The following is a 15,614-nucleotide window of genomic DNA, read 5'->3' as shown; positions in this document are numbered from 1 at the left end:
AAACTAGGCGCACAATGTGTGTAGGCGATTAAGAGAAGGAATGATGGAAAAGAAACCCATGTTAACAGTGGCACAAGCCTTACAGACCCTATTGCAGGCTGTTCGACCCTTGCAAGAGATCGAACAAGTGTCGACTTTGGCTGCCAATGGTCGGGTGCTGGCGCTAGCGCAAAATTCTGGTTTGTATGTGCCTCCAATGGACAATACGCAGATGGATGGCTATGCGGTGCGAGCCGTCGATTGCGAAAGCGGATGCGCGCGGCTAAAGGTATCACAACGGATTCCCGCTGGGGTGATTGGTGAGCCTTTGCAGGCGGGTACTGCGGCACGTATCTTCACTGGCGCATTTATTCCCGTTGGAGCCGATGCGGTGGTGATGCAAGAACAATGTGAAGTCGAAAAACTAGTAGATAGCGATGGTGAGCATACTTTTGTGACGATTCATCATCAAGTTCAATCTGGCGAATGGATACGCAGGCAAGGTGAAGATATTCACAAAGACGCTGAGATTCTTTCTGCCGGAACGCGATTACGTCCGCAGGAGTTGGGTTTGGCGGCATCGGTGGGACTTGCGACATTGCCAGTATTGCGTGCCTTGCGTGTTGCGGTATTTTTTACTGGTGATGAATTGACGATGCCAGGCGAGACGCTAAAAGAAGGTTCGATTTATAACTCGAATCGTTTTTTACTCACAGGCTTGTTGCAAAACCTTGGCTGCCATATTACAGATTACGGTATCGTTCCTGATAATTTGGCAGCGACACGTGCGACTTTGCGTGAAGCGGCGCAAGAACATGATTTGATCATTACTTCAGGTGGTGTGTCTGTCGGTGAGGAAGACCACATTCGACCAGCAGTCGAGGCCGAAGGCCACATCAACATGTGGCAGATCGCAGTCAAGCCTGGCAAGCCGTTGGCGTTTGGAGAAGTGCGTCGCGTTACCGCTCAAGAGCAGGGTAGCGAATATGCAGACACCGCATTTTTCCTCGGACTGCCAGGTAATCCCGTTTCCAGTTTTGTGACTTTTTTACTGTTTGTCCGACCGTTCATTTTGCGTATGCAAGGAATACAAAATATCACGCCGATGAGTTACGCAATGCGTGCCGATTTTGAATGGAAAAAAGCAGATAAACGGAATGAATTTTTGCGCGCTAAGATTAATTCGCAAGGCGGTTTGACGATTTTTCCAAATCAAAGTTCTGGCGTTTTGACGTCAACAGTGTGGGGCGATGGCCTGATTGATTTAGCCGCGGGTCAAACCATTACACAAGGTGACATGGTGAGGTTTATTCCGTTTAGCGGATTACTTGATTAAACGTGACAATTTAGACCGCAAGGAAGACGGAGAAGAAAACCAAATGAAAATACAGTTGAAATTTTTTGCTAGTGTGCGCGAAAAGCTAGGGTGTGCGAGTGAAGTATTAGAACTTGAGGTCGCTACGATTAGCGCACAGCAAGTGCGTGAATTACTCATCTCTCGTGGAGGTGTTTGGGCTGAGGTATTAGCACCGAGTAAAGCTCTGCGTATGGCATGTAATCAACAAATGCTAAACACAGATGAGCAACTGCAAGATGGGGCAGAGTTGGCGTTTTTTCCGCCGGTGACCGGAGGCTGATCAACTATGAAAATTTCTGTTCAAACGAAGGACTTTGATGTCAGCCACGAGTTAGCGGTTATGCGATCTGCCAATCCCGCAATTGGCGCTGTGGTGAATTTTGTGGGTTTGGTGCGTGATCGCAATGAAGGTCATGATATTCGTGCGATGGAGTTGGAGCATTATCCGGGTATGACCGAAAAATCATTGTTGGCAATTGCAGAGCAAGCACAACAACGTTGGAATTTGATTGATACATTGATTATTCATCGCGTTGGTGTATTACAGCCTATGGATCAAATTGTGATGGTCGCTGCCGCAAGTGCGCATCGGGGGGAAGCCTTTGCTGCTTGTGAATTCATGATGGATTATCTAAAGACAGAAGCACCATTTTGGAAAAAAGAAACTACCCCAGATGGTGAACGTTGGGTCGATGCGCGTGAATCAGATAGTGTGGCACTGAGTAAATGGGGTGCCCTGCAAACGAATTCACAGGTTCAATGACGGAGTACCAAGGCCATGAATGGATATTCAGTATTGGCGATTAGCGCCGGAGCAGCGATTGGTGCTTGTTTACGTTGGGTCTTGAGTTTAGCGTTCAATTCCGTGCATGCTAGTTTACCGTTCGGTACTTTGTTCGCAAATTTGGGCGGTGCTTATGTTATTGGTATTTGCGTCGGTTTTTTTTCGGCGAATCCTCAGCTGTCTCCTGAGTGGCGATTGTTTGTCGTGACGGGATTTTTAGGTGGGCTAACAACCTTTTCAACTTTTTCAGCAGAGGCGATGGAACTCTTACAAAAAGGCGAGTGGTTGTGGGCTTTTGGCCATAGCGCACTTCACTTGTTTGGTTCGATACTTTGCTGCTTTGCTGGTTATGCTAGCTGGCGTTACTTCAATTCAATTTAAATTTCTCATAAAAATGATCTCAGAAAACACCTTAATGTTTCCACCAATTGAAGCTTATCGCCAAGGCATGCTTGAGGTTGATGCTATTCATACGCTGTATTGGGAGGAGTGTGGTAATCCAGACGGCCAAGCAGTTTTGTTTTTGCACGGCGGCCCTGGTGGCGGAACTTCGCCTACGCATAGACGATTCTTCGATCCTGCACATTATAGAATCGTCTTGTTTGATCAACGTGGTGCAGGTAAATCGACTCCGCTTGGCGAGTATCGACATAATACAACCGCCTTATTGATAGAAGATATCGAGAGAATTCGTGAGATGCTAGGCATCGAACAATGGTTGGTATTTGGTGGATCTTGGGGATCGACTTTGGCACTTGCGTATGGTGAGGAACATCCGGTACGTTGTCTAGGTTTTGTATTACGGGGTATCTTTTTGTGTACCAAGGCCGAAGTCGATTGGTTCGTCAATGGAATGAACCATTTTTATCCAGAGGTACATCAACGTTTTGCGGAAGCGGTGCCGCATTCTGAGCGCGGTAATTTGTTGCAAGCTTATGTCAAACGACTGTTCGATGAAGAGCCAGCGATCTATAAAGAAGCTGCACGCAACTGGAGTCGCTATGAAGGTTCTTGTTTGTTTTTAGAACCGCAGGCACAGGCGATAGAAGATTTCGAATCGGATGAGGTGAGTTTAGGTATTGGTCGTTTAGAAGCGCACTATATGTTGAATGCAGCGTTTATGGATGAAGATCAATTGGTCAAGAACATTCATAAAATTCGTCATCTGCCGGCAGTGATCGTGCAAGGTCGTTACGATGTGATTTGCCCGCCGGTTTCCGCCTATCGTTTGCATCAAGCCTGGTCTGGATCTAAATTGCATATGATCTCTGATGCTGGACATGCTGCAATGGAACCTGGGATTGCAAAGGAATTAGTGCGTGCGACTGAGCAATTTAAGTTATATAGGAAGTTTCTGTAGGTGTGCCGATTAAGAGTGCGCCGGTAATGCAAAATTGATTTTGCGTTTGTGTAGTTGCGGCATAGTCTTTACAATGCGCAGCTGTTGATCCCTTTCATGTCGTCAGGGATGCTAATTAGATAAAAGAAAATTATGACTCCATCAAATAAATCCCGTAACGCCCGTCAACGTAAAAAATTGCACGTAGGCGAATTTCAAGAATTTGGTTTTGAATACAAGGCCGATTTAACGAAAGAATTGAATTCAGATGAAGAAGCGCAACTGATCCACACTTTTTTAGAAGAGCTGATAGAGCCACGTGATTTGGCGCTGAGCGGCTGGTTAACGACTGGATTTGTATGCAATTTTGGCCCTGGTTCAGCAACAGATGAAGACCGCGAAGCTTTAAAAGCATGGATGATGGCACGTCCGGAATTTAAAAATGTCGAAGTTGGTGCATTAAAAGATGCATGGTATTCACCGATGGATACAGAATTTGCAGAATAATTTTCTGTATGTTGTTCGTGAAGTAATGTAAATCAAATGCATTGAGAAAAGCTGGCTGCATAGTAACCAGCTTTTTTTATGGGTGAGTGAGCAGCATTTCGACATGCGGAATATCATCTTCGAGATACATCTCAGATACCGTGATGAATCCAAAGGATTGATAAAATTTCTCCAGATATTGTTGCGCTCCAATCCGAATCGCATGTGTTGGATACGCTTGCTTGCAGGCTGCAATGCCGTGAGTTAGTAGTTGTTTTCCTATTCCAGTACCACGCGCAAATTCACTCGTAATTACTCGACCAAGTGATGCTTCGGTAAATTTTAAGCCAGGTGGCACGATACGCAGGTAGGCCGCAGCTTTTTGCTCTTCTGTCCATGCGATTAAATGCAGCGATTCTTGATCGGCATTATCCATATCAAGATAGGGGCAATTCTGTTCTACTACAAACACCTCAGAACGGGCACGTAAAATTGCATAGAGTTGTTCTAGGCTCAGATCTTGAAAGCGGCAGCATTGCCAGCTGATATTTTGCATTGCGGTTACCTAAAAAATTACTATTCTACATTTGCTTAAATAAATGCGCATACACCCGACTAACTTGCAATTTTTGTTGACTGCCTTTCAGTTGCGCGGTCAGCTTACCAGTTTCATCGCGTGTCGCATATTGTAGGTAGCGCGTATTGATGATGTAGCTACGGTGAATTTGCCAAAATACTTGTGGATCGAGTTGTGGTAATAATTCTCGTAAGCTCATACGAATTAAACTGCCTTGATCTGCGGTAACGACATTGATGTATTTATCGGTTGCTTCAAAATACAAAACATCTTCAACGGGAATCATGCGAATCTGGTTACCAACGGCAGCGCGTATCATACTTAATCGCTCGCCAGAGACTTGTGTGTCTCCTGATAGCGCCGGGTTCAATTTGCTCAACTGCGCGATCATTTTTTCTAACTCATTCGACGGTGCGGAACGATCTGCGATTTTATTTTGCAGACGCTGCACGGTCTTGGCAACACGTACATCACTAATTGGTTTCAATACATAGTCGCATGCTTCATGTTCAAATGCTTGTAGTGCGAATTCGTCATAGGCCGTCACAAATACAATCATAGGGAAGGGTTTGTCTGAAGGCCATTCCTCGGTGAGTTCTTCTGCTACTTCCAGCCCGGTCTTGCCCGGCATTTTGATATCTAGAAACACAATCTCAGGAAAATACTTAAATGCTTGGTTGACCGCTTCGACACCATTTTCTGCGATGCTGCAAATGTCGAGTTCTGGCCAGAGACGTTCTAATGTTTTTTGCAAAGTTATGGCGAGAATGTTTTCATCCTCAGCGATCAAGGCACGTAGTTTAGTCATGATGATGTGTTTATTCTGATGAATGAAAAATGTCGTGAATTTTATGGTGCTGACAAAGGAATGCAAAGATGGGCGATCACACCTTGCGGTTGATTATCACTCAATGTTAGTGCGGCTTGCGAGCCATATAGCGCTTGCAGACGCTCACGCACATTCGCGTTGCCGACGTGGCTGTGTTGATCGTGCAGATTCACCAATGATGGATGATTGTCATCATAATCTTCAGGTAGGCCGAGGCCGGTATCGATCACTTTGAGGTGAAGAAATTCAGTGTCGGTATATGCCGTGACTTCGATGCTGCCACCTTCCATTTTGGGTTCGACTCCGTGCTTGATTGCATTTTCCACTAAGGGCTGTAAAAGCATAGGAGCGATGGTTTGTTTTTGTAAATTTGCAGGTAACGCAGTCCGATATTGCAAACGTTTTCCCATGCGTATTGCAAGCAATTCTAAGTAAGCTTCGAGTAATTCAAACTCATGTTGTAGAGTTGTTTTCTCGATGCGTGATGAATTTAAACTTGCACGCAGATAGCGAATTAATTGATCCAGCATGTGCTGTGCGCGATCCGTATCAATGGCAATTAATCCTTGCAAATTAGCGAGGGTGTTAAACAACATATGTGGCTCGATTTGCGCCTGTAAAAGTTGTAACTGCGCTTGCATCGCTTGACGTTCGATTGCCGCCGTGCGGGCCTTTTCCTTTTCTTGCTCGGCTTCTAGTTCGGCGAGTTTCGATTGATTCCAAAAAAAGACTCCGCCGAATAAGCTAATGAAGATGCTCATAATGACTAAGATGCCTTCGCCATTTTTCATGAAGCTCAAAAAGCTTGGCACTTTAAAACCATAAAACATCATGCCAACTGCTCCGCCAATGAAATAGCCAAGCGGGGCGGCGACCATACACATCATCAGAAAAGCAACACGGTGCGGTTTTTGACGTCGCCAAATAATCCAGCGCATCATGGCGATCACGATATTGATGCTATAGCCAATTAACATCGAGAACACCCAGTTAACCGCGAAGCTTTGTTTCGTTGGCAGGACTAGAGTGATGAATAGGGCGACGCCAGTGTTGAATATGGTGAGCCAAACCACCGGCCGCATATTGTTTTTCACGAAATGACTGATGGTATTTAAAGAAAAGAGATTTTTCATTTCAGAGAAACTATGAAGTATTGTGTAAATTCGTTGGTATTCATGCGTAAAACTAGATCAACAAGCATTAGTGTAGGGCAATTGTCGCTTAGTCGATATTTTCTGCGACGTAAGTGGTGCTTTACAACGCGAAATGTCAGAAAACGAACGTCAAAGACTTTCTGCCAGAAATTGGTGCGTGGTTCTTTTAATTTTTTTGTAAAGTGTTGCTCAATTCGAATGTTAACAGACTCCAGTGCTTGCGGCCTGAATATAAAGTCGCTTAGGATGACAAATCCTGATTTGATCAGGATCAGGACGAAGTGTACTGAATTAGAATAAATAGAAAAATTGGAGATGATATGAGTGACCCGACTAGCGGTCGTGATGGGGATAGTGCAGCCCCGGATATCCGTATGGTGATTGATCAAAAGAGTGCATTTCCACCAGTCGCACGGCTTGGTGCTTTCCGTGCATTTCATTGGCTGTATTTAGGTTGGCAGGATTTTCGGGTAGAGCCAATGGTGGGCTTATTTTATGGCGTGTGTTTTGCCGTGATGGGAGGCATATTAAAGCTCACGCTTGCGAACGCACCGCAATATTTGTCTGCGCTCACTTGTGGGTTTTTACTGGTCGGCCCTTTACTTGCTTTGGGCTTGTACGATGTTAGCCGTCGTATCGAAAACTTACGTTCTGGCATGCTGGGTAGCGCGTTTTCTATGCGGGGGCGCTGGAGTAATATTGGTATGTTTGCGGTAGTGTTAGCTGTGATTATGATGGTTTGGGCTCGCGCATCACTAGTGATTTTTGCCCTGTTTTATAACAAGGGTATGCCGACGATGGAAGGCTTTCTAGCGAAATTATTTTCTTTAGAAAACGTCGAATTTTTGGTGGTTTATGCGTGTATAGGATTTATTTTTGCGAGTATTGTATTTGCGATTAGTTGGGTTTCTATTCCCTTGATGTTGGATCGTGATACCGATGCCATTACCGCTATGATTATCAGTATTGTTGCTTTGTTTGTGAATGTCCCTTTGACGATGATTTGGGGTTTAACGATTGTTGGCTTTGTCGTCGTCGGATTCATGACCTGGAATTTAGGATTCATCATTGCGATGCCTATCATCGGGCATGCAACTTGGCATGCGTATCGCGAAGTGGTTGGTCCTGCCGATCAGCGACATTAAAAAACGACAATCGGAACTTAATAAAATGGCGCAGATTTTTATCTCTGCGCTATTTTAATTTATCGCTACAAGTCAATTATTTGAGTGGTGGAATAGCTTGTGGTCGTAAAGCTTTGATCGGTTGCTCTTTCAATTTCTTCTGCAAATAATTGATTGCAGTTTCTAATTGTTTATCTTCACCCTTATAGCTAGCATTCGGTGGATTATCAACTTCAATATCGGGTACCACACCGATACCTTCAACCATCCAACGCCCATCTCTTGCATCAAATTGCGCATTCTCAGCAGCACGCACCATACCATTATCACTTAATGTATTCCGGTCCGATAGCCATACGCCCGCGCCCGCTGTACGTTTTCCAACCAATGGACCCAGATTGAGTGCTTTGACCCCAGCTGCAAATGTTTCACCATCTGAGTAAGTCAATTCATCGATCAAGACCACTAAATGACCGCGGAAAGTTTGCTGCATATTGGCATAGGATTGTTGTCCAGGTGGCGCCCAGAAAGCCCAAGCTTTACGCAAGAGCTTTTCGATAATCCAGCTATCAATATTTCCGCCATTATTCCGGCGCACGTCGATGATTAAGCCATCACGATCATAATTTGCATAAAAGTCGCGTGCAAAACTGGAAACGTCAGCTGGCGTCATTGCTCTCAAATGCAGATAGCCGATCTTACCGTTGGAAGCACGGTCAACTTTGCCAGACAGACTTTGCTCCCAATCGCTGTAGCGTAAATTGGCTTGTTTCACCATACTGATTGGCGAGACCAACACCGATTTGTTTGTCGTGCCACTCGTGCCACGTTTCACTTGCATCAATACTTGCTTGTCCGCTTGATTTAACAGCAGGTCAGAAATGTCGCGTGCTGTTGAAACATCTTTGCCGTTGATGGCGGTAATGACATCACCGACTTTGACATCGACATCGGGATTATCCAAAGGCGCACGTTGTGAAGGTAAATCAGGTTCACTACGATAGATATGATCGATGCGATAGCCTTCATTCGTCTTGCTCAATACTGCACCTAGGCCAGCGGCCAAACCATCTGGTGCTGCACGACGGATATCGCCCGGCCGCACTTGTGAATGCAAGGAGCTGACTTCACTGACCATTAAGCCCAGCAAATCGTTGAGTTCTGCACGGTCGGCAATTCTATCGACCAATGGGGTATATTTTTCACGTACTTTGACCCAATCGACCCCACGCATATTCGTATCGTATAAGAAATCACGATGCATACGCCAAGCATCAATGAACATCTGCTTCCATTCTTGACGTGGGTTAGAACTAAAGGTCCAATCATCAATTTTGAGTTTGGCTTTACTCATGTCGGGCGGGGCTTTAGCGCCTGCATCAACTACGAAGAAATCGCCGCTCCCAACACCGGTGTGCAGGAATACACGTTTTTTATCTAAAGATAAATCGAAGTTACGAACGCCAGTGGCGAATACTTCTGCTTGCGGTGAAGTCTTTGCGATTGCGAGTGTTTTCACATGGCTACGACTGCGGTCGACCGGATCGCGTTCGAGGAAATATAATCGTTTATCATCTGAAACCAATCGGCGATAGTTGCCAGCGGCAATCGGGACTTCATATAGACGTTCGGCAAGCCCTTGATAGACAATACTGTTGACTGGTTTTTTAGCTGCAGGTGCATCCGCTTTTTTGCCATCTTTCGCCAGATCATTTGTGTCTGGCTTGTCGCCAACTTTATCAGCAACTTTCTCGCTCGGCTTTTCGCTGTTTTTGCTTAACTCATCGTCAGGCTTGAATGGAAAGCGATTTCCAGGTTGCAGGGCCAGTGCAAAAATGCCCGCACGCTTGTCGAAATAAGTACCCATGTTCCGGTCACCCCACGGAGCACCGACACCCGGTTGAAAATTTCGATTCGATAAGAAATATAACCATTTGCCATCGCTAGAAAAGCTTGGCGATTCGGATTCATAACGATCGGTTGTCACGAAATGCGTTTGCTTGCTATCCAAGTCATACAATCCAATTTGATTGCGGCCTTGACTGCTATTGCCACGTACCATCGCGAGTGTTTTGCTATCTGGTGACCATACAATTTCATCATGCGTTCCATGTCCTTCTTTTGACGCATCGTCGATGACAGTATTGGTTTTGCTGGCGAGATCAAGCAACCACAGTCTGCCGCGTTTGTCTGTATGCGCCATCCATTTTCCATCAGGAGAGGGCGCTAAAGTTAAGCGGTGTGTGTCACCATCTTTGGTTAATTGTTCCGGCTTGCCGTTACCGTTCGCAGGAAAGCGCCAGATTTCGTTTTCACCACTGCTGTCCGCAAATGCGTAAATGAAACGATCATCGTGCGAGAACACCGCATCGCGCGCTCGCGCCCCTTCCGGCAATAAAATATCGACGCGACGTTGATTGCCTGTGGTTGCTATGGTGATTTGACCTCGTGCGGTGAGCACCAGCTTATCGTCTTTTGCTGCGATTTGCGTGTTGGTTAAGAATTCCAATGGATTCTTAATGTATCGTTGACGCGACTGATCGAAGTCTGACACCAGCGCGACGTTGACTAATTTGTCGTCTTGCTTATTGAGATCCAATACATGTAAATTGGCGCCAAGCTGGTAGGCTATTTTGCCATCGCCCAATTGTGGATTTCTTACTTCCCAGTCGCGATGTTTCGTCAGTGATTTGACGTCGCCACCATCCAAATTTGCGGAGTAAATATTGTAGGCACCATCACGATCGCTTAAAAAATATAAGCGATTTTTCCATAACATTGGCCGGCGGTTGTTTGATTTTTCATTTGCAAATACATTGACTGCTTCATTCTTGCCTTGTAATTCAAATTTCCATAATTGTGCTAAGGCACCACCACGATACATTTTTGCATTGTCGTTACGGGTGTGTAGTCCAAGACGTGTGAAATATAAAGTTTTACCAGCATCATCGATTGCAGCTTCGTTGGCGTCGGTCACTGGGAAAATTTGACGTTGTAAATTCTTGGGATTGATTGCGGAGATTACGGTTTGCGAGCTTGGCCCAACTTGATTTTGACTTGTGATTAATACCTCACCTTGTGCGCTCCAACCTAACACCGTGACGACGCCATTCTCAAAGCTAATTCGTTTTGGAACGCCACCTTGAATTGGCATGACATAAGCTTCTTGCGCTCCTTCATAAGTCGCGGAGAAAGCTAGCCATTGCCCGTCTTGTGAAATGGCGGCATGTGTTTCTGCACCGAGATGTGTCGTCAGTCGCTGTGCCGTGCCACCACTTGTTCCTGTTTTCCATAGGTCACCTTCGGCAGTAAATACGATGGTTTCTGCACGAATTGTGGGAAAGCGTGCATATGCTTGATTATCCGCTGAGGCATAGGCAGAAGAAATCATGCCAGCAAGAGAAAGCGTAAGAAATATTGGGCGAATTTTCATGATTTTTCTTATTAACAGGTGAGATTAAAAATAAACCAATGTGCAAATTAACATCAAAGATGTTGGTGTAGATCGATCATATCGAGAACAGTTTCTGACCGCTAGTACCCGATTTAGTTCTAATTAACTTGATGAAAAAGTGTGGCTATTTGGTTATTTTAGACAAAACTGATCTTATTTTTTTGTACAAATAAAAATTTGTGCTTAATTATGCTTAAATAGCTATAGGACATATCGAGAGCATTTTTATGCACCACTGTAGTTATCTGCGTTATTTGTCAAAAATCATCCTCATTATTAGTAGCTTATTCATTTGCCTGACGAGAGTTGATCTTGCCGCGGCAGAGGAGCGAACTCACAGCATCACCTTGGTTGGGGAGGATGAATGGTATCCCTATGCGGCATATAAAAATGGGAAGTTGCAAGGATGGGCGGTCGATATTATCGATGCCGCATTTAGCGCCGTTAATGTGAAAGTGACCTTTAAATCGGCACCTTACGCACGGTGTTTGATGCTTGCTGAAACTGGGCAAGAGCTAGCCTGTTTTGATAGTTTGAAAGATAGTAGGTTAAGTAAACTACTGTTGTTTCATGACGAACCCATTTTTAAAGCAGAGATAGGGATTTATGCTTTACAAAATTCCGCCAACAGTAACTTGCAAGTGAGTGATTTGCGCGGTAAGCAGGTTGGTGTAACACATGGCTACACTTATACTGACGAAGTGGACACGAACCAAAGCATTAACCGCGAAGTGGCTCCGACGGACTTGTCTAATCTCAGGAAATTATTGCGCCAACGCTCCGAATATTCTTTGATTTACACCCGTGTAGTGGATTATTTGATGAATCGCTATCCAGACGAATTCTCTGGGAAAATCAAGCAAGTGGGAAGTATCGGACAAAATTCTCTCTATGTGAGTTTCTCACGCCAAAGAGCAGAATCTGCAAAGTATGCAGAATTGCTCGATCGTGGTTTGCGCAAGATAAAAAAGAACGGGACTTATTCGAAGCTGGAGCAAAAGTGGAACAAGCCTGAACCATGACGAGGGTGTTTTTTGCGCCTCGAAATAATGTGAAAATTGGCTTTATATATTTTCTTGGCGATCTGAGTTGAGCTTACGTCGATCAAATGGCTTATTCCTAAATGAAGCAGAAGAACCATTCAAATTACTTTTTAATATTTAATAGCCAATAGTCTGCGCAGCTTCATGCACTAATTGCTTAAATAGATCATGGCGCATTCTCGTAATTTCACCACGTTTCAATGCATCGAGAACCGCACAGCCAGGCTCGGTGTGATGGTGGCAATTATAGAATTTGCAGTGACCCAAATGCGGCAGGAATTCTGGGAAAGCCCGTTCAAGCATACCCTCGCTCAAATGATGTAAGCCAAATTCTTGAAATCCTGGCGAATCGATCACATAGGTTGGCTGACCTTGACATGCGTCCATTTGGAATAGACGGGTGAAGGTTGTTGTGTGTTTGCCTGTATCTAAGGCCGCCGAAATTTCTCTTGTCGCGATATCTGCATCGGGAATCAACAGATTGATGAGCGATGATTTTCCCATGCCAGATTGGCCGATCAAAATCGTACTTTGACCTTGTATCAGCGAGAGCATTTTTTCTCGGGTTGCTTCTGCTTGGGCAGTCACAGATACTTCGTGTACTGGATAGCCAAGTGATGCATACAATCCAACACGTTCTCTGGCTTTCGGCAGGCTGGTGCTAACGTCGATTTTATTTAAAACGATGTGTGCTTTAATTCCAGAAGATTCTGATGCTACCAAGGCGCGGGAAATTAAATCATCGGAAAAACTTGGCTCGGTGGCGACCACGACAATCAGTTGTGTTAGGTTTGCCGCCAACATTTTTGATTTATATTGATCTGAGCGATACAGCAGAGTGCTGCGTGGAACGATTGCTTCGATCACACCTTGGTTAGCTGAGGTTAGTTGGTATTCGACGACATCACCTACAGCGACATCGCTTTTCTTGCCACGTGTAACACAATGCAATTTAATGTCTTTGGCTTGAATTAAATAGTGGCGACCATGTGCAGCGATGACTGTACCTTGCTCGGTCGGCGCAGATTTTTTTTGTGAGACAAATTTTTTAGACATGCGGCGCAATCAACCGAAAGTCTGAGTGAAAATAACGTCAATTTTTGCAGCACAAATAAAATCATTTTCCGAGATGCCGCCTTTTCCACTATTGACTGTGTGTGTGTCAAATTTAATGATGCAACGATTGTAAGTAACGACTAATTCAGGGTGGTGATCTTCTTCATGAATCGTGTAGGCGATTGCGTTGACGAAGGCTAGTGTCTCGTAATAGTTCTTAAAATGATAGGCCTTAATGATGCGAGGACCATCTTGCTCCCAGCCGGGCGTCGCAGCGAAGTAGATTGGCAGTTCTTTATCTTGTAAACCAATTTCCGTATGGGCAGATTTTTTTGCTAAGAGATCAGAAGTTTTCATAGGATGGAGTCGTTTGAGTAGTAATTAATTTAACTGGAATATTGATAGCAGCATTATGCTAATTTGCCTTGCTGGTGCAAATGCGCGATTCTGATGGATGCTGGTGGATGCGAATCATAAAAAGCGGAGTGTATCGGATCAGGTGTCAGCGTTGATGCATTGTCTTCGTACAATTTGACCAAGGCTGATACTAAATCATTGGCATTCGTGTGTTTCACCGCAAATGCATCTGCTTCAAATTCGTGCTTACGTGAACTGATTGAAGTTAGTGGTGACAATACGAAAGTGAAAACTGGCAAAGTCAACATGAACAAGATCAGGGCCATCGCATTATTTGAAGAAGCAAATAAAATGGGATCGACGCCTAAACCGGTAAAGAACCAAACTTGTTGTTTCAAATAGCCCAGTAAAGCTAAGAAACCTAAGGACACGGCAAACATGACGATCATACGTTTTACGATGTGTTTTAGTTTGAAATGACCAAGTTCATGCGCCAATACTGCCTCGACTTCTTGCGGCGCTAAACGCGCAATCAAGGTGTCGAAAAAGACGATACGTTTAGTTTTGCCAAAGCCAGAGAAATAGGCATTTCCATGGGCGCTGCGTTTGGATCCATCCATGACAAATAAACCACTGGAGGCAAAGCCTACACGCTGCATCAGGCCTTCGATACGGGCACGTAAGCTGTCGTCTGCCAACGGTGTAAATTTATTAAATAGTGGTGCAATCCAAGTCGGAAAAATCAACATCATTAGTAGTTGGAATCCAGTCCATACCAACCAAGCATATAACCACCATAGGTCGCCCGATTTATCCATCAAGGTGATCACGACCCACACCAAAGGTAATCCAATCGCGGCACCTATGAGACTTCCTTTCATCAGATCACTTAAGAATAATTTCAGCGTCATTTTATTAAAACCAAATTTTTCTTCTAAGACGAACTGACGGTAGAGATCAAATGGTAGATCTAAGGCGCCACTGATCAGGGCGAAGCCAGCGATCAAGCTTAATTGATAAATCATGCCATCGCCTAGCCACTGATAAAGACTGACAGCGAGTAATTGCAGGCCACCGAATAGGGTGAAACCCAACAAGATGAGAACACTGACGAATAAAGACAGTAAGCCAAATTGGGTCTTGGCGATGGTGTAGTCTGCTGCTTTTTGATGTGCGTCTAAGCCAATTTTTTCTTTGAATTCGGCAGGCACTTCTGATCGATGTTTGCTAACGTGGCGTAGTTGACGTGACGACAGCCAGAATTGCAAGCTGACCGTAATGCCAAGAAAAACAATGAATAAAACCGAAAACGTATATGAATTCATGGGAAAATGCTGCTTTATCAGAAAAAGTGTTCAAGGTAATTATCTTAAAATCAAGTTTTTAGCTTATTCTAAGATATTGGCCAAATTAGCGTCTAGGAAGAATTATGTCACAAGAGAGCAATATCGAAGTAACTGAAACGACCGCTGTAGTTGCAGCAAAGCCAGCTAAGCCGAATGAAATGAATTTGATTTGGGTAGACATGGAGATGACAGGACTCGATCCTGATAATGACAAGATTATTGAAATCGCTGTTGTAGTGACGGATATGCAGTTAAATGTATTGGCAGAAGGTCCGGTATTTGCGATCCATCAATCGGATGAAGTATTAAATAAAATGGATGCTTGGAATAAAGGAACGCACGGTCGTTCAGGTCTGATTGATCGGGTCAAAGCCTCGACAGTGACTGAAGCAGATGCTGAGAAAGCGCTGATTAGCTTTTTGAAAATGTATGTGCCAGCGGGTAAGTCACCAATGTGTGGAAATACCATCTGCCAAGATCGCCGTTTTATGTTCCGCGGAATGCCGAAGTTGGAAGAGTTTTTCCATTATCGTAATCTGGATGTATCGACATTAAAAGAATTATGTCGCCGTTGGAAGCCTGCTTTATCTAGTGGTTTTAAGAAACATCAAAAGCATACCGCTCTGGCCGACATTATTGAGTCGATTGAGGAATTGAAGTATTACCGCGAGCACTTTATTAAGGAATAATGTTTGTCTGAGCAGCTCTACTGGGCTTGCTCTTGTATTG

Annotated in this window: 16 protein-coding genes; 9 read left to right on the top strand and 7 right to left on the bottom strand. The window is 44.5% G+C overall.

Annotated features, from left to right (window positions below; translation table 11 throughout):
- Nucleotides 1–40 precede the first annotated feature (40 nt).
- The 6 genes from H8K33_RS06735 to H8K33_RS06710 all read left to right on the top strand — a co-directional run bounded on the left by H8K33_RS06735 (nt 41) and on the right by H8K33_RS06710 (nt 3,966).
- Complete coding sequence (locus tag H8K33_RS06735; RefSeq protein ID WP_186890214.1) at nt 41–1,315, top strand: molybdopterin molybdotransferase MoeA; 1,275 nt, start codon at nt 41–43, stop codon at nt 1,313–1,315.
- Nucleotides 1,316–1,358: 43 nt separating this feature from the next.
- The gene (locus tag H8K33_RS06730; protein WP_186890213.1) at nt 1,359–1,616 is read left to right on the top strand and encodes a MoaD/ThiS family protein; all 258 of its coding nucleotides are present in this window, start codon (nt 1,359–1,361) and stop codon (nt 1,614–1,616) included.
- Between the two features lie 6 nt (nt 1,617–1,622).
- A complete protein-coding gene (gene moaE, locus H8K33_RS06725) occupies nt 1,623–2,099 on the top strand; it encodes a molybdopterin synthase catalytic subunit MoaE (RefSeq protein WP_186890212.1) in 477 nt (158 codons plus the stop codon).
- A 15-nt stretch (nt 2,100–2,114) separates the two neighbouring features.
- Nucleotides 2,115–2,501 carry a fluoride efflux transporter CrcB gene (crcB, locus tag H8K33_RS06720; RefSeq protein ID WP_186890211.1) on the top strand — a complete coding sequence of 129 codons (387 nt, stop codon included), beginning with the start codon at nt 2,115–2,117 and terminating at the stop codon, nt 2,499–2,501.
- A 34-nt stretch (nt 2,502–2,535) separates the two neighbouring features.
- Complete coding sequence (gene pip, locus H8K33_RS06715; protein ID WP_246443387.1) at nt 2,536–3,480, top strand: prolyl aminopeptidase; 945 nt, start codon at nt 2,536–2,538, stop codon at nt 3,478–3,480.
- Between the two features lie 132 nt (nt 3,481–3,612).
- On the top strand, nt 3,613–3,966 hold the full coding sequence (locus tag H8K33_RS06710; RefSeq protein WP_222613318.1) for a YggL family protein: 354 nt from the start codon (nt 3,613–3,615) through the stop codon (nt 3,964–3,966).
- Nucleotides 3,967–4,042: 76 nt separating this feature from the next.
- Here the strand turns inward: H8K33_RS06710 and H8K33_RS06705 are convergent, their stop codons facing one another.
- The 3 genes from H8K33_RS06705 to H8K33_RS06695 are packed head-to-tail and all read right to left on the bottom strand — an operon-like array spanning nt 4,043 to nt 6,484.
- Nucleotides 4,043–4,501: a GNAT family N-acetyltransferase gene (locus tag H8K33_RS06705; protein WP_186890209.1), complete on the bottom strand. Its 459-nt coding sequence runs from the start codon at nt 4,499–4,501 to the stop codon at nt 4,043–4,045.
- Nucleotides 4,502–4,526: 25 nt separating this feature from the next.
- Nucleotides 4,527–5,330, bottom strand: a complete 804-nt coding sequence (locus H8K33_RS06700) for a LytR/AlgR family response regulator transcription factor (RefSeq protein WP_186890208.1) — start codon at nt 5,328–5,330, stop codon at nt 4,527–4,529.
- Between the two features lie 41 nt (nt 5,331–5,371).
- Entirely contained in the window at nt 5,372–6,484 is a 1,113-nt protein-coding gene (locus tag H8K33_RS06695; protein WP_246443385.1) for a sensor histidine kinase, read from the bottom strand.
- A gap of 341 nt (nt 6,485–6,825) precedes the next feature.
- Between H8K33_RS06695 and H8K33_RS06690 the strand changes: the two genes are divergently transcribed.
- Entirely contained in the window at nt 6,826–7,650 is an 825-nt protein-coding gene (locus tag H8K33_RS06690; RefSeq protein WP_186890207.1) for a DUF2189 domain-containing protein, read from the top strand.
- A 76-nt stretch (nt 7,651–7,726) separates the two neighbouring features.
- Here the strand turns inward: H8K33_RS06690 and H8K33_RS06685 are convergent, their stop codons facing one another.
- Nucleotides 7,727–11,062, bottom strand: coding sequence for a S41 family peptidase (locus tag H8K33_RS06685; protein ID WP_186890206.1), 3,336 nt, complete (start codon nt 11,060–11,062; stop codon nt 7,727–7,729).
- Between the two features lie 248 nt (nt 11,063–11,310).
- Between H8K33_RS06685 and H8K33_RS06680 the strand changes: the two genes are divergently transcribed.
- Nucleotides 11,311–12,105, top strand: a complete 795-nt coding sequence (locus H8K33_RS06680) for a substrate-binding periplasmic protein (protein ID WP_186890205.1) — start codon at nt 11,311–11,313, stop codon at nt 12,103–12,105.
- Nucleotides 12,106–12,243: 138 nt separating this feature from the next.
- Here the strand turns inward: H8K33_RS06680 and rsgA are convergent, their stop codons facing one another.
- Genes rsgA through H8K33_RS06665 form a run of 3 tightly spaced genes read right to left on the bottom strand, consistent with a single transcriptional unit; the run spans nt 12,244 to nt 14,864 of the window.
- Nucleotides 12,244–13,182, bottom strand: coding sequence for a ribosome small subunit-dependent GTPase A (gene rsgA, locus H8K33_RS06675; protein ID WP_186890204.1), 939 nt, complete (start codon nt 13,180–13,182; stop codon nt 12,244–12,246).
- Between the two features lie 9 nt (nt 13,183–13,191).
- On the bottom strand, nt 13,192–13,539 hold the full coding sequence (locus tag H8K33_RS06670) for a 4a-hydroxytetrahydrobiopterin dehydratase (protein WP_186890203.1): 348 nt from the start codon (nt 13,537–13,539) through the stop codon (nt 13,192–13,194).
- 53 nt (nt 13,540–13,592) lie between these two features.
- On the bottom strand, nt 13,593–14,864 hold the full coding sequence (locus H8K33_RS06665; protein WP_186890202.1) for a M48 family metallopeptidase: 1,272 nt from the start codon (nt 14,862–14,864) through the stop codon (nt 13,593–13,595).
- 104 nt (nt 14,865–14,968) lie between these two features.
- Here H8K33_RS06665 and orn point away from each other — a divergent pair, with 104 nt between their 5' ends.
- Nucleotides 14,969–15,574 (top strand): oligoribonuclease, encoded by a 606-nt coding sequence (gene orn / locus H8K33_RS06660; RefSeq protein ID WP_186890201.1) that lies wholly within the window; start codon nt 14,969–14,971, stop codon nt 15,572–15,574.
- Nucleotides 15,575–15,614 lie beyond the last annotated feature (40 nt).

The organism is Affinundibacterium amnicola, from assembly GCF_014284275.1.
GTDB classification, from domain to species: domain Bacteria; phylum Pseudomonadota; class Gammaproteobacteria; order Burkholderiales; family Burkholderiaceae_D; genus Undibacterium; species Undibacterium amnicola.
The sequence above is the reverse complement of the archived record's forward strand: the minus strand, read 5'-3'. Positions and strand labels throughout refer to the sequence as shown.

Coding starts and splice junctions, on each gene's coding strand:
- orn (WP_186890201.1), top strand. CDS start 14,969: ATGTCACAAGAGAGCAATATCGAAGTAACTGAAACGACCGCTGTAGTT.
- H8K33_RS06710 (WP_222613318.1), top strand. CDS start 3,613: ATGACTCCATCAAATAAATCCCGTAACGCCCGTCAACGTAAAAAATTG.
- H8K33_RS06685 (WP_186890206.1), bottom strand. CDS start 11,062: ATGAAAATTCGCCCAATATTTCTTACGCTTTCTCTTGCTGGCATGATT.
- H8K33_RS06705 (WP_186890209.1), bottom strand. CDS start 4,501: ATGCAAAATATCAGCTGGCAATGCTGCCGCTTTCAAGATCTGAGCCTA.
- H8K33_RS06665 (WP_186890202.1), bottom strand. CDS start 14,864: ATGAATTCATATACGTTTTCGGTTTTATTCATTGTTTTTCTTGGCATT.
- H8K33_RS06700 (WP_186890208.1), bottom strand. CDS start 5,330: ATGACTAAACTACGTGCCTTGATCGCTGAGGATGAAAACATTCTCGCC.
- H8K33_RS06680 (WP_186890205.1), top strand. CDS start 11,311: ATGCACCACTGTAGTTATCTGCGTTATTTGTCAAAAATCATCCTCATT.
- rsgA (WP_186890204.1), bottom strand. CDS start 13,182: ATGTCTAAAAAATTTGTCTCACAAAAAAAATCTGCGCCGACCGAGCAA.
- pip (WP_246443387.1), top strand. CDS start 2,536: ATGTTTCCACCAATTGAAGCTTATCGCCAAGGCATGCTTGAGGTTGAT.
- moaE (WP_186890212.1), top strand. CDS start 1,623: ATGAAAATTTCTGTTCAAACGAAGGACTTTGATGTCAGCCACGAGTTA.
- H8K33_RS06690 (WP_186890207.1), top strand. CDS start 6,826: ATGAGTGACCCGACTAGCGGTCGTGATGGGGATAGTGCAGCCCCGGAT.
- H8K33_RS06730 (WP_186890213.1), top strand. CDS start 1,359: ATGAAAATACAGTTGAAATTTTTTGCTAGTGTGCGCGAAAAGCTAGGG.
- H8K33_RS06735 (WP_186890214.1), top strand. CDS start 41: ATGATGGAAAAGAAACCCATGTTAACAGTGGCACAAGCCTTACAGACC.
- crcB (WP_186890211.1), top strand. CDS start 2,115: ATGAATGGATATTCAGTATTGGCGATTAGCGCCGGAGCAGCGATTGGT.
- H8K33_RS06670 (WP_186890203.1), bottom strand. CDS start 13,539: ATGAAAACTTCTGATCTCTTAGCAAAAAAATCTGCCCATACGGAAATT.
- H8K33_RS06695 (WP_246443385.1), bottom strand. CDS start 6,484: ATGAAAAATCTCTTTTCTTTAAATACCATCAGTCATTTCGTGAAAAAC.